General features: G+C 33.9%; 13 protein-coding genes. 1 reads left to right on the forward strand and 12 read right to left on the reverse strand.

All coding sequences use genetic code 11. The features are described from left to right. Positions 1 to 148 precede the first annotated feature (148 nt). The 3 genes from IEV84_RS12795 to IEV84_RS12805 all read right to left on the reverse strand — a co-directional run bounded on the left by IEV84_RS12795 (position 149) and on the right by IEV84_RS12805 (position 4,135). Positions 149 to 1,372 carry a glycoside hydrolase family 88/105 protein gene (locus tag IEV84_RS12795; protein ID WP_373282915.1) on the reverse strand — a complete coding sequence of 408 codons (1,224 nt, stop codon included), beginning with the start codon at positions 1,370 to 1,372 and terminating at the stop codon, positions 149 to 151. A gap of 26 nt (positions 1,373 to 1,398) precedes the next feature. After that, the gene (locus IEV84_RS12800; protein ID WP_188494671.1) at positions 1,399 to 2,631 is read right to left on the reverse strand and encodes a glycoside hydrolase family 88/105 protein; all 1,233 of its coding nucleotides are present in this window, start codon (positions 2,629 to 2,631) and stop codon (positions 1,399 to 1,401) included. 73 nt (positions 2,632 to 2,704) lie between these two features. Continuing rightward, positions 2,705 to 4,135, reverse strand: a complete 1,431-nt coding sequence (locus IEV84_RS12805) for a glycoside hydrolase family 28 protein (RefSeq protein ID WP_188494672.1) — start codon at positions 4,133 to 4,135, stop codon at positions 2,705 to 2,707. A gap of 333 nt (positions 4,136 to 4,468) precedes the next feature. Between IEV84_RS12805 and IEV84_RS12810 the strand changes: the two genes are divergently transcribed. Then, on the forward strand, positions 4,469 to 5,494 hold the full coding sequence (locus IEV84_RS12810) for a LacI family DNA-binding transcriptional regulator (protein WP_188494673.1): 1,026 nt from the start codon (positions 4,469 to 4,471) through the stop codon (positions 5,492 to 5,494). A gap of 172 nt (positions 5,495 to 5,666) precedes the next feature. On the opposite strand, the gene IEV84_RS12815 is transcribed toward IEV84_RS12810, so the two are convergent. The 9 genes from IEV84_RS12815 to IEV84_RS12855 form a co-directional block, all read right to left on the reverse strand. Beyond that, a complete protein-coding gene (locus IEV84_RS12815) occupies positions 5,667 to 7,283 on the reverse strand; it encodes a UxaA family hydrolase (protein ID WP_188494674.1) in 1,617 nt (538 codons plus the stop codon). Between the two features lie 26 nt (positions 7,284 to 7,309). Further along, entirely contained in the window at positions 7,310 to 8,752 is a 1,443-nt protein-coding gene (locus tag IEV84_RS12820; RefSeq protein ID WP_188494792.1) for a tagaturonate reductase, read from the reverse strand. A 31-nt stretch (positions 8,753 to 8,783) separates the two neighbouring features. Continuing rightward, the gene (locus IEV84_RS12825; RefSeq protein WP_188494675.1) at positions 8,784 to 9,455 is read right to left on the reverse strand and encodes a bifunctional 4-hydroxy-2-oxoglutarate aldolase/2-dehydro-3-deoxy-phosphogluconate aldolase; all 672 of its coding nucleotides are present in this window, start codon (positions 9,453 to 9,455) and stop codon (positions 8,784 to 8,786) included. An 11-nt stretch (positions 9,456 to 9,466) separates the two neighbouring features. Next, positions 9,467 to 10,489: a sugar kinase gene (locus tag IEV84_RS12830; RefSeq protein WP_188494676.1), complete on the reverse strand. Its 1,023-nt coding sequence runs from the start codon at positions 10,487 to 10,489 to the stop codon at positions 9,467 to 9,469. Between the two features lie 112 nt (positions 10,490 to 10,601). Next, positions 10,602 to 12,011: a glucuronate isomerase gene (uxaC, locus tag IEV84_RS12835; protein WP_188494677.1), complete on the reverse strand. Its 1,410-nt coding sequence runs from the start codon at positions 12,009 to 12,011 to the stop codon at positions 10,602 to 10,604. An 18-nt stretch (positions 12,012 to 12,029) separates the two neighbouring features. Beyond that, positions 12,030 to 12,821 carry a gluconate 5-dehydrogenase gene (locus IEV84_RS12840; RefSeq protein ID WP_188494678.1) on the reverse strand — a complete coding sequence of 264 codons (792 nt, stop codon included), beginning with the start codon at positions 12,819 to 12,821 and terminating at the stop codon, positions 12,030 to 12,032. A gap of 4 nt (positions 12,822 to 12,825) precedes the next feature. Beyond that, the gene (gene kduI, locus IEV84_RS12845) at positions 12,826 to 13,665 is read right to left on the reverse strand and encodes a 5-dehydro-4-deoxy-D-glucuronate isomerase (RefSeq protein WP_188494679.1); all 840 of its coding nucleotides are present in this window, start codon (positions 13,663 to 13,665) and stop codon (positions 12,826 to 12,828) included. A gap of 143 nt (positions 13,666 to 13,808) precedes the next feature. Next, positions 13,809 to 15,254: an MFS transporter gene (locus IEV84_RS12850; RefSeq protein ID WP_188494680.1), complete on the reverse strand. Its 1,446-nt coding sequence runs from the start codon at positions 15,252 to 15,254 to the stop codon at positions 13,809 to 13,811. Between the two features lie 442 nt (positions 15,255 to 15,696). Beyond that, the gene (locus IEV84_RS12855) at positions 15,697 to 19,725 is read right to left on the reverse strand and encodes a hybrid sensor histidine kinase/response regulator transcription factor (protein ID WP_188494681.1); all 4,029 of its coding nucleotides are present in this window, start codon (positions 19,723 to 19,725) and stop codon (positions 15,697 to 15,699) included. Positions 19,726 to 19,737 lie beyond the last annotated feature (12 nt).

Raw genomic sequence — 19,737 nt, forward strand, 5'->3', positions numbered from 1 at the left:
CTTATTTGACTTATAACTTAAGTGTTTAAAATCAAGCTCATATAAGTAAGCAAAAAACATTAAAAAAAACCATTAAGAAATTAAGAGACATCAAGTCTATATTTTCTTAATTTCTTAATGGTAAAATTTTATTTTTTATAATTTGAAATTATCGGTTTAATTCGATTGCAGCTAAAATAAATGGTCCTGTAGCTTTAGGATCATTATCTTTCTTTTTCTCATTAACATAATATTCATAAGAACCATCTCTGTATGGATTCCCTCCTAAACCTGCTACCTGACAACATTGAGTTAACGTAATTCCACCATCGGCATCAACTCTGATTAATTTAGTAGTTAATCCATCAAAAGCGAAATTAGCCACTTTTTTAAATTTAGCCGGTAAATAACCTTTGTTTACTCCTTTTGCTAAAGCATAAGCAAACATAGACGAACCTGAAGCTTCCAGATAATTTCCTTCTCTACCCGCCATATCCGTTACCTGATACCACAATCCTGTTTTTTTATCCTGTACTTTTTCTAAAGCAACAGCCAATTCGTTCAAATAACCTACTAATTCTTTTTGTTTTGGATGCTCTTTTGGGAAATTATCCAAAACATCAACTAATGCCATTGCATACCAACCTAAAGCACGAGACCAGAAATTAGGTGATTTTCCAGTTACTTTATCTGCCCAAGGCATTTTTCTGCTTTCGTCCCAAGCGTGGTATAACAATCCTGTTTTAGGATCTTTGTCGTTTTTCTCCAGTAATTCAAACTGTTTAGCAACATCATCTAATTTTTTTCCATTTTCAAACTTCGTAGTATATTGAGCGTAGAATGGTTGTCCCATGTACAACCCGTCTAACCACATTTGATTAGGATAAATTTGTTTGTGCCAAAATCCTCCACTTGCCGTTCTTGGTTGATTATCCAATTGTTTTCTGATGGTTTGCATAGCAACTAAATACTTATTCTCTTTTGTTCTGTCGTAAATATCAAACAAAATATTAGCCGCTACCACCATATCAATATTGTACTTATCCATTTCATAAGTAGCAATTTTACCATTTTCGTCAATTAAAGCATCTGCGTATCCTTTTACATACTCATAATACTTTTCATCTTTGGTTTTTTTGTACAATTCCTCAATAGAACTGGCAACTAAACCATGAACATAATCCCATTTTGCAGTGGTTCTGTCATCGATTTGAAAAGCTTTTGGATGACGCATCATTAGCGTCAAAGCCATTTTTTCTGACCATTTTAGTTTTGAAGATGTCAAATCCTTTGCTGCCGAAGTTGCATTTGACTGCGATTTACAACTTGTAAATCCTAATGCACCTATTAAAATAAACGTAAATAAAAATTGTTTTGCTCTCATTAATTTCATCTTGTTATGTTTAATTTATTGTTTTATTATTTATCTAATTCGATTGCTGCCAATAAAAAAGCACCCAATCCGTGTGAATTGTCCACTTTAATTTTTTCACTCATATAATATTCAAATGAACCGTCTCTGTATGGATTCCCGCCTAAACCTGCACTTGCACATACTTGTGTGATATGTATTTCGCCATTGCTGTCCACTTTTATCAGTTTTGATGTCAAACCATTAAAACCTTTATTCGCCACTTTATTCATTGATGAAGGCAAATAGCCTTTTTTCACTCCTTTGGCGATAGCGTAAACTAACATTGATGAGCCCGAAGCTTCTAAATAATTCCCTGCTCTCTTTGGTAAATTGGGCACTTGATACCATAATCCCGAAGCATCCTGATATTTACTAACGCCATCGGCTAATTCATTCAAATAAGAAACTAATTGCTTTTGTTTTGGGTGGTCTTTTGGAAAATAATCCAACACATCTACCAAAGCCATTCCATACCAACCCAAAGCTCTTAACCAAATATGTGGAGCTGTCCCCGTTTCTTTATTTGCCCAGGGCATTTTTTTACTTTCATCCCAGGCATGAAAAAACAATCCTGTTGTTTTATCGTAAGCATGATGGCGAAGCAACTCAAATTGATGCACCACATCATCTAATTTTTCACCCTTTTCAAACTCAACAGTATATCTTGCATAAAATGGCTGTCCCATATACAAACCGTCTAACCACATTTGATTAGGATAAATTGCTTTATGCCAAAATCCGCCGGAGACTGTTCTGGGATAATCAACAAACTGGTTTCGCAATGTTTGCAAAGCCTTTAAATACTTCTGATTTTGTGTTTTATTATAAAGTCCAAAAAGAATTTTTCCGGCATTTATAAAATCAATATTATGATCCTTCGGATTAAAATTTGCAAAAGATCCTGTACTGTCAATTAATGTATCGGCATAGTCTCTTATGTAAGTAAAATATTTCGGGTCTTTTGTTTTAGCATACAACTTTTCGTAAGCAGTTAAAATCATACCAATCTTATAATCCCATTTCGGTTTTTCATGATTATCAATCTGCCAGGCTTTAGGATGACGTTTCATAATTGACAATGCCATTCTTTCTGACCATTTTAGCTTATCAGAAATTAATTGCTCTTGTTTATTTACAGCAGCTGCTTTTGTTTTCTCAATTGGTTTACAACATAAAAACAAAATGCAAATGGTAAATATCCCAAAACCCGAATACACAAACAAAGAAAGTTTTTTCATCATACTATATTTTATTGTGAACATTCAATTCTTCTAAACCATCTGTGGTCAACAGCCAATCCTCATTTCATAATTATTGGGGACTTTCTACTTTTTGACCGTTGATAAACGTATTTACAAATTGGATATTTTTTACATTTTCGATTGAATAAGCCTCTCCAACTTTATCGATAGTTACATTTTTCAACAACACGTTTTCAATAGGCAGTTCTTTATAACCCTGAGCTAAGACTCCGTATTTTCCGCCATTCTTAACTTTTACATTTTCCAGAATTACATTTTTGACCTGAGGAATATAATTACCTGTTTGATTTCCGTACACATTATAAAACATATTGATTCTCAAAACAGCTTCTTTTACCTGACCTACTTTGATATTTCTGACAAAAACATTTTCTACAATTCCTCCTCTTCTGGAATTGGATTTGATACGAATGGCTCTGTCTAAATTAGGACTATCCATAGCGCAATTTTCAACAAAAACATTTTTAATTCCGCCCGTCATTTCACTTCCCATCACCACTCCGCCATGACCATCAAGCATTTTACAATTTTGAACAATAATGTTTTCGCTTTTCATCGCTACGCGTCTTCCATCACCATCTTTACCCGCTTTTATAGCTATACAATCATCACCGGTATTAAATGTACAATTTTTAATGATTACATTTTTAGAATATTCCGGATCACAACCGTCATTATTTGGCCCATGACTTTCCACAGTTACACCGTCAACCGTTACATTAGTGGATTTCATTGGATGAATTACCCAAAATGGCGCATTGATAATTTTTACGTCTTTAACTAAAGCATCGGTACATTCAAAAAACTCAATAAAATTGGGTCTTAAATAAGAGCCCTCTCCATAAATTCTTTGTTCTACCGGAACATTTTGCTCTCCGGATTCTACTAAACGAACCCGGTTTTGAGGATCATTTTGATTACCCCTCCCTTCAATCCATCCATATTGTTTTGCTCCGCACCAGTACCACCAATTGTCATTATCAGCCTGACCATTCAAAACACCTTTTCCGGTAACAGCTACCTTCTTTTTATTATAAGCATAAATTAAGGGGGAATGATTCATACATTCTGTTCCTTCAAAAGTAGTTTTCACCAAAGGATAATCAGAAGATTTTGTACTAAACAAAATTTCAGCTCCGTCTTCCAAATGAAGATTTACATTATTATCCAAATGAATGGGTCCGGTTAAAAATTTACCCGCTGGAACAACTACCTTACCTCCTCCATTTTTAGTACAGGCTGCAATTGCTTTTTTGAAAGCTTCCGAATTATTAATTACTCCTCCACTTTTTGCGCCATAATCTACAATACTATATGTTTTATTTGCAAAAACAGGAGCAACTACTGCTTTCTCAATTTGTTGTTTTACTTTCCAAGGATTTGCTAAAATTGCATTCGCTCCTTTTTGGGCTGAACAATTAGTCAAAAAAGTCAAAACCATAGAGCAGCAAATAAGGGGACTATAAAATCTATTCATCATGGATTAAAAAATTAAAGAAGTTTAAATTGAGATTCAAAAATCATTTCGACTAAAAAAGAACCGATTTCATGTAATCGATTACACAAATCTATAGTTATTTTTTTATTTAAACTATAAAAATCATCAAAAAAAACAGATTTATACAAAAAAAAGAAGAATTATTTTAGTTTATAAAAAAATAAGCTTTTAATTCGCAAAATACTATAAAACCGTATTTTAGATAAAAAACAAAGGCAAAAACCTTAATTTGATTTTAAAATGGTATCAATATCGACACCAAACCAATAATTATATAAAAAAATATAGTATTTTTACCGAGATAGACGAATTATAATGAGTGGAAAAACAACAATTTATGACATTGCCAAAGCGCTAAATATTACTGCTGCAACCGTTTCGAGAGCCTTGAATAATAACCCAAAAATTAGTCAAAGTACCCGAAAATTAGTCCTTGAAACGGCTAATAAAATGAATTACAAGCAAAACAAATTAGCATTAGCATTAAGAAGTGGAAAAAGTAACAATGTAGGCGTTATTGTACCGCGTATTAATACTAATTTTTTCGCATCGGTAATCCGAGGTATCGAAGAAGGCTTACATCCAGAAGGCTATCAGGTTATTATTTGCCAAACTCATGAAGACGAAAGTCGGGAAATTGAAAATGTCAACACCTTATTAAACGCTCAGGTTGATGGTATTTTTATGTCTATATCTAATCTTCCAAAAGAAGACAATCATTACATAGAACGTGTTATTCAGAAAAACATTCCTTTAATCTTTTTTGACCGAAAAAAAGAAATGAAGAATGTGAGTTCGGTAACTATTGACGATTATCTGGCCTCTTACCAAACTACCCAACACCTTATAGAACAAGGTTGCAAAAAGATAGCTTATTTCTCTGGAGACCGTTCGTTAGAAATCTACGAAGACCGCTACAGAGGTTACGAAAAAGCCTTACTTGATAATAATATCCCAATTAACCCGGATTATATTATTTCTATAAAAAGTAATGTTACCGAAGGAAGAGATGCTGTAGAAAAATTATTAGCCTTGGAAAATCCGCCAAATGCTATTTTTTCTACCAGTGATTTTGCTGCCTTAGGAGCCATTCAAAGATTAAAAGAACACGGCATCAAAATCCCGGAAGATTTTTGTGTTTTTGGTTTTGGAAACGAACCTTTTACCAAATTCATGGAATTGTCCATCTCTACCGTTGACCAATCCCCTTTAGAAATGGGAAAAATGGCTGCTCAGGTATTTTTGGAAAAAATCAACAACAGCGACAACAAAAAATCAGAAAACAAAGTGGTTTTAATGCCTAAATTGTTGATTAGACAATCTTCAACCAGAATTGCATAAAAAATAAAATTTTACCACAGATTTGCAGATTTAATTTTATAATCTGTGAATCTGCGGTATTTTTTTTAAGTCTAAAATGAAATAAACTCCCATTTGAAACCAATAAAAAAAGGGAGGCGTTTTAAAAAAACAACCTCCCTTTTTAACTAAAAACAAAATCTAAAAACAATCTTTATAGCGATACTCCACGTTTCCAAGGAATAAAGTCATTTTGGTTTAAAATCGCAGCCTTGGTTTTTACTTCACCACTAGCTACTTTAATAATAAACTCTAACATTTCATCAGCTGTTTCTTCAATCGATTTGTCACCTGTGATAATTTCACCAGTGTTGAAATCGATAATATCAGACATTTTTTGAGCTAATTGCGTGTTAGATGATACTTTTACAACCGGAGCAATTGGATTTCCTGTTGGAGTTCCCAAACCTGTTGTAAACAATACCATATTAGCACCTGAACCTACCATTGCAGTTGTACACTCAACGTCATTTCCTGGAGTACATAACAAAGTAAAACCTGGTTCGTTGATATACTCGCCGTAATCGTAAACACCTACGATTGGTGAAGTACCACCTTTTTTAGAAGCACCTGCTGATTTCATTGCATCAGTAATCAAACCGTCTTTGATGTTACCCGGAGAAGGATTCATATCAAATCCTGATCCTGCATCAACAACCGTTTTCTCATACCATTTCATCAAATCTAAGAAACGTTGTCCGTCTTTATCATCTATACAACGGTTTACTAATTCCTGCTCAACTCCACATAATTCAGGGAACTCAGAAAGAATTGTAGTTCCTCCTAATGCAACTAATTTATCAGACAATACTCCTAATGTTGGGTTTGCCGAAATTCCAGAGAATCCATCAGAACCACCACACTCTAAACCAATTCTTAATTTAGATAATGGCGCTGGTTTTCTTGTAATTTTATTAGCTTCTTTGATAGCAGCAAAAGAATCTTTCACTACAGTACTCAACATTTCTTCAATAGTTCCGATAGATTGCTGGTCATATATCAAAACAGGCTTGTCACTGTTTGGATTAATCGCTTTCATAGCATCCTGGAAAATAGAAATTTGAAGGTTTTGACAACCTAAACTCAAAACAGTAGCACCAGCCACGTTTGGATTGTTTACATATCCTGCCAAAAGTTGAGCTAAAGAGTGAGAATCCTGACGAATTCCACCACAACCACCCTGATGCTGGATGAATTTTACTTCAATATTTTCAAACAAATCAACTTCTGTTGATTTCGCAACTACATCATTAGCTCCTGTTTCAGAATTAACCAAAGAACGAAGTAATAATTGGTAATCGTTTTCTTTTGGTTTTTTCAATTCTTTTTCGAAAATTCCTTTTAAGATTTCGATGTTTCTGTTTTCACAGAATACCAATGGGAAAAACAACCAAACATTTTCTGTCCCCACCTGACCATCAGCTCTGTGGTATCCCATGAAAGTTTTATCCTTCCATTTATCAACATTAGGAACTTCCCAACCAATAGTATCCGTTTTACCGGTTACTTTGGCACTTTCGTGTTTTACATTGGTAGTAGCAATAACATCACCTTTAGCAATTTTTTGACTTGCTTTACCAACGATTACACCATACATGTAGATTTTGTCACCAACTTCAAAATCTTTCATCGCAATCTTATGCTTCATTTTAGTATCCGATAATACTAAAATGTCTTCTCCTTCAAATGCGATTTTTTCTCCAGCAGTCAGATTCACTAACGCTACAGCCACATTATCCGAAGGGTCTACTTTTATTAATTTCTTTTGCATCTTACTAACTTGATTTTTTTTATTTCTTAGTTTTTTTGAGAAAAATTGATATACCCCTGCTCGATACCATTGGCTTCAATTTCATTTAATGCAAGCACTAAGGCTTGTGAAAGTCCGTCTACTTTATTTAAATCTTCATCCCAGAAATCTGTATTAGCTAAAACTGTAGAAACTACTGATTCTAAACTTCCTAATTCCCAAGCTTTTTTGAATGCTTCCACTAACTCAGGAGTATCTTTTACCGGCAAAGCTTCATTATTCCAAATTCCTTTGTAGAATTGAATTAAACAAGCTAATGAAAAAGTCAAACTAACAGGAAGTGTTTTTGTATTATTATAATAACCCAATAAACTTGGTAAAACTCTTACTTTGAATTTTGAGATTGAATTTAAAGCAATATCAGCTAATGCATGCTTAATAAATGGATTTTTGAAACGATCCATCACTTCTTCAGCATAAGCAGTGATTTCATTTTTATCCATAGGAAGCGTTTCGCTAATTTCACTGATTACGTTATCTACGAAAGGCCCTGTAAAACCTCCATTAACTGTTTCCATAACTAATTTGTTACCATATAAAAGAGAAACAGGAACCATCGCTGTATGCGCACCATTCAAAATACGAACTTTGATCATCTTGAAAGGACGAATATCATCAACAATCTTCACATTCAAATCTGTTTTGTGGAATGGTAATTTTGCTTTCAAATCCTCACCTCCTTCAATAGCCCAAAGGAAAAATGGTTCAGCAGCAACAATTAAGTTGTCTTGGTAATCCAATTTACTATTGTATTCTTCAATTTCAGCTCTTGGGTATCCAGGAACAATTCTGTCCACCAAAGTACTGTGATACGTACAATCTTCTGAAACCCATTTTTTAAATGCAGCGTCTAAATTCCATAAATCGCAATATTGCAAGATACATTTTTTCAAGGCTTCTGAATTATAATCAATCAATTCGCAAGGAATGATAGTCACTGCTTTAGAAGCATCTCCATTAAAATGTTTGAATCTTTCGTGTAATAAAAGAGTTAATTTAGCAGGAAATGAAGCTGGTGGCTGCATATCAGGAGTATCAGTTCCAACGAATTCAATTCCGGCCTCAGTAGTGTTTGAAACAATAAACTGAAGTTCTTCTTCTTTAGCTAATGCTAAATAATCTGCAAAATCAGTATAAGGATTGATTCCTTTTACAACATTAGTAATTAACTGAATGTCCTGAATTTTTTCTCCTTTTTTGATTCCATTCATAAACAAGGTATAAAGACCATCCTGCTCATTTATCATGTTTACCATACCACCTGCTAATGGCTGAACCATAGCAATACCAGCATTGAAATCAACTTCATTGTTTAATCTTTGAAAAGCATAATCAACAAAAGCTCTTAAGAAGTTACCTTCACCAAACTGAACTACTTTTATTGGGTTTAACTTTTCTAACCCTCTGTTTTTTCTATTTAATTTTTCCATTACTTCTGACATAATTGCTTCTATTATTTTTTTATTTTTTACGTAAATCAGCAATAATTGCTATAGTTTCTTTTACTTTTTGAGCTAATCCGGCATAATCTTTACTTTGTAAAACGGAAGCCGAAATTAACTGAGAACCAATTCCAACACAGTAAGCTCCTGCATCAAACCATGATTTCAAATTATCTCTCTCGGTAGAAACTCCTCCTGTAGGCATGATGTTTGTCCAAGGACAAGGTCCTTTAACCCCTTTTATAAATTGTGGCCCGTAGATTTCTCCAGGGAACAATTTAACAATCTCACATCCTAATTCTTCAGCTCTGGCAATTTCGCTCAAAGTACCACAACCAGGAGACCACAACACTTTTCTACGGTTACAAGCTATAGCAATATCTTCTCTAAATACAGGAGTAACAATAAAGTTAGCACCTAATTGCATATACAATGAAGCAGCAGCGGCATCAGTTACCGAACCAACTCCCATGATCATTCCAGGTAATTCTTTGATAGCATATTTTGTCAATTCAGCAAAAACTTCGTGAGCGAAATCTCCTCTGGCAGTAAACTCCATCAAACGGGCACCACCATCGTAACAAGCTTTCAACACATTCTTACTTAATTCCAGATCATTACTAAAAAACAAAGGAATCATCCCTGTTTCTTTCATTGCAGTTGCAACTTCTATACGTGTAAATTGAGCCATTTTATCTTTTTTTATCTTGAAACTTTACCTGTGAAATCTCCATCAAGTAATTTTTCAATTTCATTTTTAGTAATTAAATTATAATCTCCATAGATGGTGTGTTTTAAACAACAAGCAGCAACCGCAAAGTTCAAAGCTCTTTGTTTATCCAATGGTTCTTCGTTTAAACCATAGATTAAACCTCCCATAAAAGCATCACCACTACCTACTCTGTCCACAACCGGAGTAACCTCCTGAACAGCAGCTTTAAACACTTCTTTTCCATCATAAAGGATTCCTCCAATACGTTGGTGAGAAGCACTTACAGAATAACGTAAAGTAGTTGACATGTATTTTAATTCAGGACAAAGTTTGAACACTTCATTATACAAAGCAGGCAATGTATGAACTTCCTGGTAATCAGGATCAACCTTATCTAAACCTAACATAAAGTTAGCAGTATCTATGTCACCTAAGATAATATTACTGTACTTTAACATTTCCGGCATCACATCCTTTGGTTGTTTCCCATAATTCCAAAGTTTTGAACGGTAATTCAAATCGGTAGAAATAGTCAAACCTAATTCGTGAGCTACTTTAATAGCCTCAAAACAAGCTTCGGCTGCTGTTTCAGAAAGAGCCGGAGTAATTCCGCTCCAGTGAAACCAGGTTGCATCCTTTAAAATTTCTTTCCAGTCAAATTCTCCTTTTTTCAAAGTGGACATTGAACTGTTAGCTCTATCGTAAATTACATTACTTGCACGTGTACTGGTTCCTGTTTCAAGGAAATAAATCCCTAAACGATCCCCACCTTTCATTACATTTTGACAATCTACATCCAGTTTGCGCATTTCGTGAATAGCACAATTCCCTAATTCATTATTAGGTACTTTAGTAACAAATTCTGCCTTCATCCCGTAATTTACAAGCGAAACAGCAACATTAAATTCTCCTCCACCATAGGTCGCTTTATACGATTCGGCCTGAGCAAATCTCAAGTGTCTGTCAGTAGATAAACGCAGTAGAATTTCTCCAAAAGTGACTACTTTTTTCATATGTAGTTAATATTTTTTTTCAAAGAAGATGTAATCGCCATTCTCCATTTATATTCTTAATAATTGAATCATGGCGATATCAAATGAAAATTTTTTATAAATTATACTTTAATTATTTAACCGGAAATTTGAAATATTCCTTAGCATTACCATAGCTAATATCAGAAACCATTTTTCCAATCCATTCCATTTCAGAAGCAGGTAATTCACCTCTTTTGATTTCGTCTCCTAAAAGGTTACAAAGAATACGACGGAAATATTCGTGTCTTGGGAAAGACAAGAAACTTCTTGAATCAGTCAACATTCCCACAAAACAGCTAATCAAACTCATATTAGAAAGAGCGTTTAATTGTTTTGTCATTCCATCTTTTTGATCTAAGAACCACCATCCTGAACCAAATTGCACTTTTCCTCTAACACTTCCGTCATTAAAGTTACCAATCATGGTAGCCATAACTTCGTTGTCAGCAGGATTCAGGTTGTAAATAATAGTTTTAGTCAATTTATCTTTACTATCCAATGCATTTAAGAATGCTGATAATTTTTGAGCTTGTGGATAATCTCCAATAGAATCCCATCCTGTATCAGGTCCTAAAATACGGTGCATACGCGCATTATTATTTCTCAAAGCTCCTAAGTGAAATTGTTGAACCCATCCAAATTCATGGTAAGTTTCACATAAAAATACTAAAATAGCACTTTGGAATTTCAAAGCTTCTTCGTTGCTGATAGCCTGGTTTTCTCTTTTCTTTTTGAAAATAGCAACCACTTCGCTTTCAGTATAATTTTCGAAATAAATTTGGTCTAATCCGTGGTCACAAAGTTGGCAACCATTTGCATTAAAATACTCAATTCTGTTTCTTAAAGCCGCTTGTAAATCAGCGTAAGTATTAATAGAAATCGAAGCTTTTTGTCCTAAAACATCAAGATATTCGTTGTATCCGTCATTAGCAATTAAGATCGCTTTATCAGGTCTGAAAGCTGTACTTACAGTAGTTTTGAAATCGCTTTTAGCTAATTGCTCATGAAAATCCAAACTATCGATAGGATCTTCAGTAGTACATACTAATTCAGCATTTACTTTACGCAACAAGTTTCTTGTGCTGTATTCAGCAGAATTTACTTTAGCAGAAGTCTCTTCGTAGATTCTTTCAGCTGATTTTTCGTTTAATAAATCAGTAATATCAAAATAACGAGCCAACTCTAAGTGAGTCCAGTGGTACAATGGATTACGCATTGTATAAGGAACTGTTTTTGCCCAGTTTAAAAATTTATCTTTATCAGAACCATTACCTGTTACAAATTGTTCGTTGATACCTAAAGTACGCATCGCTCTCCATTTGTAGTGATCTCCTTTAATCCAAACATCAGTAATATTACTAAAGATTTTATCTTCGGCAATAAACTGAGGATTCAGGTGATTGTGGTAATCAATAATCGGTTGGTTCTTAGAATAATTATGATATAATTCTTCTGCGAATTTATTTTCTAATAAAAAGTTATCGTTGATAAAAGTGCTCATTATAATTTTCTTAAAATATTAATCTTCATTTGATGGTTTACCAATGGTAGCCAAAATTCCACCATCAACATATAAAATGTGACCGTTTACAAAATCACTCGCTTTAGATGACAAAAAGATTGCCGCTCCTGCTAAATCACCCGGATCACCCCATTTAGCAGCCGGTGTTCTGCTAATGATAAAATCGTTAAACGGATGTCCGTCAACACGAATTGGTTTTGTTTGTTCCGTAGCAAAATATCCAGGTCCGATTCCGTTGATTTGAACATTATATTTAGCCCATTCTGTAGCCATGTTTTTAGTCAACATTTTCAAACCACCTTTTGCAGCAGCATAAGCAGAAACGGTATTTCTACCTAATTCACTCATCATAGAGCAAATGTTGATGATTTTTCCAGCTCTTCTTTCAATCATTCCTTTAGCAACATGCTTAGAAACAATAAACGGACTTACTAAATCAATATCAATTACTTCTCTAAAATCAGCAACTTCCATCTCTAACAATGGAATTCTTTTGATAATTCCGGCGTTATTGATTAGAATATCGATAGGTCCAACTTCATTTTCAATTTTTGCAACAGCAGCTTTTACTTGCTCCTCTTCTGTTACATTAAATTTATAACCAACAGCATTGATTCCTTCGCTTTTTAATTCGGCTACAGCAGCATCAATTTTTTCCTGAGAAGAATTTCCATTAACAACAATAGTTGCTCCCGCCTGACCTAATCCTTTAGCCATTGCCATACCCAGTCCGTGAGTACTTCCTGTGATAAGTGCAACTTTTCCTTGTATATCAAATAAATTTGTCATTTTTTTATCTTAAATCAGTGATTTTACAAACATCCATATCTCCGTAATCTAAGTTTTCACCTGCCATACCCCAGATAAAAGTATAATTAGATGTTCCTGACCCAGAGTGGATAGACCAAGGTGGCGAAATAACTGCCTGATGATTGTTCATCCAGATATGTCTTGTTTCTTGTGGCTCACCCATAAAGTGACATACCGCCTGATTTTCAGGAATATCTAAGTAAAAATAAACCTCCATACGACGATCGTGAACGTGAGCTGGCATCGTATTCCAAACACTTCCCGGTTTTAACTCAGTCATCCCCATTTGCAATTGGCAAGTAGTAACTACACTTCCAATAATCATTTGGTTTACTGTACGATGATTAGCCGTTTCCATTGTACCCAAATGTAATTTATTAGCTTCAGCTAAACTAACTTTCACAGTAGGATAAGTCGTGTGAGCCGGAGCAGAATTGATATAAAATTTAGCCGGGTTTTTAGCATCAGCACTTTTGAATATTACTTCTTTATTTCCTGCTCCAATATATAAAGCATCTTTAAAACCTAACTCATAAGTTTCTCCTTCAACCACAACAGAACCATTACCTCCAACATTAATGATTCCTAACTCTCTTCTCTCTAAAAAATAAGGCGCTTTAAGCGGATCAATGGTTTCAAGAGGCAACTCTTTATTTACAGGAACTGCAGAACCTGCAATATAACGGTCGTAGTGTGAATAAACCAACACTACTTCGTCTTCCTGCATTAAATCATCGATTAAGAATTCTTCTCTTAATTGTTTTGTATCGTATTTTTTTACTGTCTGAGGGCTGGAAGCGTAACGTGAACTATATTTTGTCATAATTATTTTGTGTTTAGTGTAATCGATTACAAAGGTATAAATTTAATTTATTTTACATCTATATTTATGAAAACAACTTATCCATAAAAAGTTAAAAAAAGAAAAAACTCTCTTGTAATAACACAAGAGAGTTTTAACAAATTTTACAAATCAGTTATTGGAGCATATTTTGGCACTAATGATTTCATTACCGTCCAACCTATCAGATAGCAAACTGCACATATAGAAAAGATAATAAAGTAACCTGCTTCAATACCTTTAAAGCCCATAAAAGCCATTTCAGTCTCTTTAGTATAATCAAATAAAACTCCGGAACCTTTATTAATTAAAGTTGATCCCAAACCTCCTGCTAAACCACCAATACCTGTAATGGTAGCAATTGCTTTTTTAGGAAACATATCTCCCACAGTAGTAAAAATATTAGCTGACCAGGCCTGGTGAGCCGCCCCTGCAATACCAATGATAATTACAGGCAACCAATACGAAATATACCCTAAAGGCTGAGCAACCAAAGCCAACAATGGAAAAAATGCAAAAATCAACATCGCTTTCATCCTTCCTTCATAAGGATTCATTCCTTTTTTCTCTACGAAATAAGTTGGCAACCAACCTCCAATGATTGACAATAAAGTAATCATATACAATACAAATAATGGAAAAGCAGCTTCAGTAGAATCCATATCATAAACAGAACTCAAATAAGCAGGTGTCCAGAACAAGAAAAACCACCACACACCATCAGTCATAAATTTACCAAAAGCAAAAGCCCAGGTTTGTTTGTATTTAAAACAAGCAGCAAGAGATACTTTATCCGTATTTTCAGGAACATAGCCTTCAATTTTACTATCAGCCAAAACATCTTGTTGTATATATTCTAATTCTGCAGCATTAACTTTTGAATGTCTTTCCGGTTTGTCGTACATGAACATCCAAAATCCCATCCATACAAAACCTAAAGCACCAATAATAATAAATGACATTTCCCATCCAAAAGACTTAGCAATAAACGGAATTGTAATTGGTGCAGCCAATGCTCCTACTGTTGCTCCTGCATTAAAAATACTGGTAGCAAAAGCACGGTCTTTCTTAGGAAAATATTCAGCAGTAGTTTTAATTGCAGCAGGAAAGTTCCCCGCTTCTCCAACCGCCAAAACAAAACGGGCAAAAATAAACAAAGTCACACTTACATTGATAACCAAAGCGGTATCACTGATTGTTTCAATAACTTCCTTAGCACCACCAAAACCAACAAACCAATTCCCTGTAATAATCCCAGAAGTTGCAATTCCGGCAAAAGCGTGCAAACAAGCTCCTACAGACCAAACTCCAATTGCCCAAAGAAAACCTTTTTTAGTATCCATCCAGTCGATAAATCTTCCGGCAAACAATAAAGAAACTGCATAAAAAATGGAGAACAAAGCGGTAATGTTACCGTAATCGTTATTTGTCCAATGAAATTCCGGAGCTATAAAATCACTCCAAGTTAAAGAAAGAACCTGTCTGTCTAAGTAATTTATAGTTGTTGCAAAAAACAATAACGAACATATTGTCCAGCGATAGTTTCCAACAGCTTTGTTTGTTTGGTTCATAATCAAAAATGTTTATAAATTTAGGTTAATGTTAAATATTCACTTCATTATTATTTTTACCGAAATCGTTTTAGAAAAAGGCAAAAAAATTAGCGCTATATTAAAAATAAAGCGCAATACATTATTAATCATTCGATTAGCCCGAAAACACATTAAATTGCAATCAAAAAAATGTAATCGATTGCACAAATATAATTCTTAATAATCGAATCGCAACTATTTTGTTCAAAATTTTAAAAATCTAACATAAATAAACAATTTTTGTAAAAATTAGACTTTTAATTTTAACATCCGCTAATTTATGTATTAAATTCTAAAATTAGCCAAGACAATCAGCCAAAATTATACCAAAAGACAATTTTTATTGAATATTAGGTAAAAACGAAGCTGAATAATAAAATATACAAGAGCTGCCCCGACAAAATTAATTGGTACAAAACAATCACTTAATCAATCGGCTTGGAGAATATCCAAACTGCTTTTTAAAACATCTGCTAAAATACAACGGATCATTAAACCCTACTTTATCAGCCACTTCCGAAACATTATTCACTTTTAATTTTAACAATTGCGCCGCTTTTTTCAAACGAACAGTTCGTATAAATTCATTAGGGGACAAATCGGTCAATTGCTTAATTTTTCGATACAATTTAGACGAACTCATCCCTAATTCGGCACACAGGAAGTTAGCCGTCAATTCGGGGTCGCTGATGTTTTGTTCAATCAAATCGGTAATATTCGAAATCAAATCGATATCTAATTGCGAATGTGTCAATGTAGAAACATCACTCTCTATTTCACCTGAGAATTTTTGTTTTAACTCTGTGCGGGTTCTGATAATATTGTCTATTCGGGTTTTTAATAAGGATGGCTCAAATGGTTTGACCATATATTCATCCACACCTAAATTATACCCTTTAATTTTATTTTCGTTTTCGGATAAAGCAGTTAACATTATAAGTGCAGTATGACTAATATCATCGTCATTTTTTAAAGCTTCAACAAATTGAAATCCTCCCATAACAGGCATCATGGCATCGACCACACAAAGTGCCGGTTTTATTTTTCTACAAAGATTCAAACCTTCATCCCCATTTTCGGCCTGATATACCCGATAAAATTCCGATAAATATTGGACAATAAAAAAGCGCAATTCGGCATTGTCTTCAATAACTAAAACCGATTGTTTCAGTTCTGTGCTTTGATTGCCTTTCTTTATTTTATCAGGCGATTCATAAGCAACTTCAGCTTCTTTGTATTCAATATCAAAAACTTCGCTCTTTTTATAACTGCTTTTAGAAACTGGTAATTCCACAGTAAAAACACTTCCCTCCAAAGGAGCACTTTTTAATTTTAATTGTCCCCGATGCACTTCAACCAGTGAAATTACCAATGATAATCCGATACCCGAACCGGTATTATTCTTTTTACTGCTTTTTACCTGATAAAATCTTGAAAAAATCTTCTTCTGGCTTTCCAGCGGAATACCTATTCCATTATCACTCACCTCAACAACCAATATTTTTTCTCCCTCTTTTTCTTTTGTACCAATAAACAAATCTACCGTACCATAATTATTGGTAAATTTCAAGGCATTGGAAAGTAAATTGTACAGTATTTTATGGTATTTATCCACATCAATCCAGGCTTCGAGACTTTCAAGTTCACAGTTAAAATTAAAATTAATCTCCTTTTCCTGAGCTAATTGTGTAAAGGAATCAAAAACAGTTTGCGTATTAGCTACGAGTTCCGTTTTAGATACTTTTAATTTTAATTCTCCGGATTGTGCTTTTCTAAAATCTAAAATCTGATTCACCAATAACAACAATCGGCTGGCATTTTTATAAATCAAATGAAGCTTCGTTTTATCATAATCTGATACTTCGTTTTGTTCCAGTAATTGTTTGGCAGGACCTAAAATCAATGTCAACGGAGTCCTTAACTCATGAGAAATATTGGTAAAAAACTGTAGTTTTTCGTTTGACAAACGTTCATCACTATCTCGCCTTACTCTTTCTAATAAAAGTGCCTGTCTTAGTTTAAGTCGGGATTTAATTTCTTTTCTGATATAATAAGCTGATACCGAAAACACTAAAACTAACAACAGAAAAATCTTGGTATTAGTCCAAAAAGGAGATAAGATTGTAATGTTATAAGCTGCTGTTTTACTTCGGATTCCGTCACTATTACTGGCTCTGATTTTAAAGGTATATTCGCCCGGATTAAGGTTAGTATATTGAATCGTTCTGGCATCGCTGGAAGTTGTAATCCAGTTTTTATCAAAACCTTCCAGCATGTACTCAAAACTGTTCAGTCTTTCATTAGTATAAGAAGGTGCCGAAAACTGAATGGAAAAATTACGATTATCATAATTAAGTTCCACCTGCTTATGGATATTAATATCTTTTGTAAACGGAATTTGTCCGTTAATTTCCAGTCCGGGGAAGACCTCTTCATTTTGAACTTTAAATTCAGTTATGATAGGTGCCGGCGCTATTTTATTCTCTTTGATTTTATCTGCCGAAAAATAAATAATACCATTTTTTCCACCTAAAAAAATAGTTGAATTATTCAAACTATAAAATCCTTTAGAACTAAATACGTCTAATCTGTTGCCGCTGTCAACATAATAAATATTTATTTTCTTCGATTTTTTCTTATATCTGGCAATACTATTATTATTGATATTCAACCACAGATAACCATCATTATCCATTTCTAAATCGGTAATCCATTTTCCTTGAAGTTCCCGAGGTTCTACAACCGGAACAAAATTATCTTTTTTAACATTATAAAGACCAATACCTTTGACCGTGGCAATCCAGATATCACCATTAACGTCTATCAGAATATCACTCACATGATTAGCCGGCAAACCAATGTTCTCCTGTTCTCCTTTGACATAAAGTTTCAGTTTTCGGGTCTTTAAATTATACCTTGCGACCCCGGTTTCGGTGGCAAACCACAAATTTTTAAAACGATCTGATTTAATCTTATTAATTTGAAAATCGGGTAACAAAACTCCTTTAGGAACTTTAATTTGCAAAGTTTTTGCATCTAAAATCACAACTCCTTCACCAAATGAACCTACCACTAAAGTATTTTCATCTGCTGTTAAAAAAGAAATTAGAGGAGAGTTTTTCACCCCAATATCAACCAATCTGGAACTATTGGACTGATAATTATAAACCAATATTTTGCCATCCCACAAACCACAGTAAAAAAGCTTTCCATCATGAGAATAAATACTGGCAATATCATTTCTGTTATTGTACAATGGAACAAATGACTTTTCTTTGGAAACAAAAAGTCCGTTGTATCTTGTGGCAACAATTACCTTTCCGTCATAAGTTTTAGCAAATCCTCTTATACTGGGCTTTTGGTTATCATTATACAATGAAATATCCTTATTGATTTTAAACTGATCGCCATAAGGATCATACTTATCTAAACCATCCTCTGTCCCAATCCATAAAACACCCGATTTATCAAAATATAAGGAATTCACAATATTCCCAACCAAAGAGTTATCATCAGTCAGTTTAGAAAAATACCGCTGAAACTTACCCGTTGCTACATCTTCTAATTGGTTACAAACCAAAAGTCCTCCTAAGGTTCCTAACCAATATTTCCCATCGGGAGCCTGAGCTATGGAAATAAAATAAGGTCCTAATTTATTCCTTAAAACCGCATCTTTAATATAGAGGTTCTCAAATGTATTTTTTGACTTGTTTAACTGATAAAGTCCTTCTCTGGTTCCCACAAAAATATCCGACTTAACATCTTCATAAATGAAATTGATATAAGGATTTTTTTGATTCGAATTTGGAATTGATAAACTGTAAGTGGTTACTTTTAAAATCTCTCCCTTGGCTCCCAGAATAATTTTAGCTACCGAACCTTTGCCAAAACTTCCTACCCAAATATTCCCTTTTTTATCCTGAAAAATTTCTTTGACATATTCAAATCCCTTGATATTTATTTTAGAAAACCGTTGTTCTTTAGGGTAAAAAATAGAAAGTCCCTTACTCATTGTACCTACCCAAACTCTTTTAAACTTATCTACATGAACAGCACGTATTTCGTCTTCAGGCAAACTATTAGGATTGTTTTTATCATGAAAAAAAGTACTAAAAACATGGGTATCCATTCGATAAAGAGTAAGTCCTTTTCGGGTTCCTATCCATAAATTATGAGAGGCTTCATCGAGTTCTAATGCAGTAATATCATCATTATAGAGTTTATTCTTCCCTAATTCCGAACTCATATAAGCCTTAAACTGATAGCCGTCAAAACGGTTCAACCCAAAAAAAGTCCCCAACCAAATGAAACCATTCTTATCCTGAACAATATGCCTTACCGAATTATAGGAAAGTCCGTTGCTCTCATTATAATGTTCAAATTTTATATGCTGTCCCAAAACAGGGAGACAAATAAAAAGAATGGAAACTACACCTAATTTAAGTTTCATAGAAAAATTAGT

Origin of the sequence: Flavobacterium palustre, assembly GCF_014639535.1 — a bacterium.
GTDB lineage: Bacteria > Bacteroidota > Bacteroidia > Flavobacteriales > Flavobacteriaceae > Flavobacterium > Flavobacterium palustre.

Excerpts from the sequence above, each read along its gene's own strand:
- IEV84_RS12800 (WP_188494671.1), bottom strand. The coding sequence starts at position 2,631 with ATGAAAAAACTTTCTTTGTTTGTGTATTCGGGTTTTGGGATATTTACC.
- kduI (WP_188494679.1), bottom strand. The coding sequence starts at position 13,665 with ATGACAAAATATAGTTCACGTTACGCTTCCAGCCCTCAGACAGTAAAA.
- IEV84_RS12820 (WP_188494792.1), bottom strand. The coding sequence starts at position 8,752 with ATGGAAAAATTAAATAGAAAAAACAGAGGGTTAGAAAAGTTAAACCCA.
- IEV84_RS12840 (WP_188494678.1), bottom strand. The coding sequence starts at position 12,821 with ATGACAAATTTATTTGATATACAAGGAAAAGTTGCACTTATCACAGGA.
- IEV84_RS12825 (WP_188494675.1), bottom strand. The coding sequence starts at position 9,455 with ATGGCTCAATTTACACGTATAGAAGTTGCAACTGCAATGAAAGAAACA.
- IEV84_RS12815 (WP_188494674.1), bottom strand. The coding sequence starts at position 7,283 with ATGCAAAAGAAATTAATAAAAGTAGACCCTTCGGATAATGTGGCTGTA.
- uxaC (WP_188494677.1), bottom strand. The coding sequence starts at position 12,011 with ATGAGCACTTTTATCAACGATAACTTTTTATTAGAAAATAAATTCGCA.
- IEV84_RS12805 (WP_188494672.1), bottom strand. The coding sequence starts at position 4,135 with ATGATGAATAGATTTTATAGTCCCCTTATTTGCTGCTCTATGGTTTTG.
- IEV84_RS12855 (WP_188494681.1), bottom strand. The coding sequence starts at position 19,725 with ATGAAACTTAAATTAGGTGTAGTTTCCATTCTTTTTATTTGTCTCCCT.
- IEV84_RS12830 (WP_188494676.1), bottom strand. The coding sequence starts at position 10,489 with ATGAAAAAAGTAGTCACTTTTGGAGAAATTCTACTGCGTTTATCTACT.
- IEV84_RS12810 (WP_188494673.1), top strand. The coding sequence starts at position 4,469 with ATGAGTGGAAAAACAACAATTTATGACATTGCCAAAGCGCTAAATATT.
- IEV84_RS12850 (WP_188494680.1), bottom strand. The coding sequence starts at position 15,254 with ATGAACCAAACAAACAAAGCTGTTGGAAACTATCGCTGGACAATATGT.
- IEV84_RS12795 (WP_373282915.1), bottom strand. The coding sequence starts at position 1,372 with ATGAAATTAATGAGAGCAAAACAATTTTTATTTACGTTTATTTTAATA.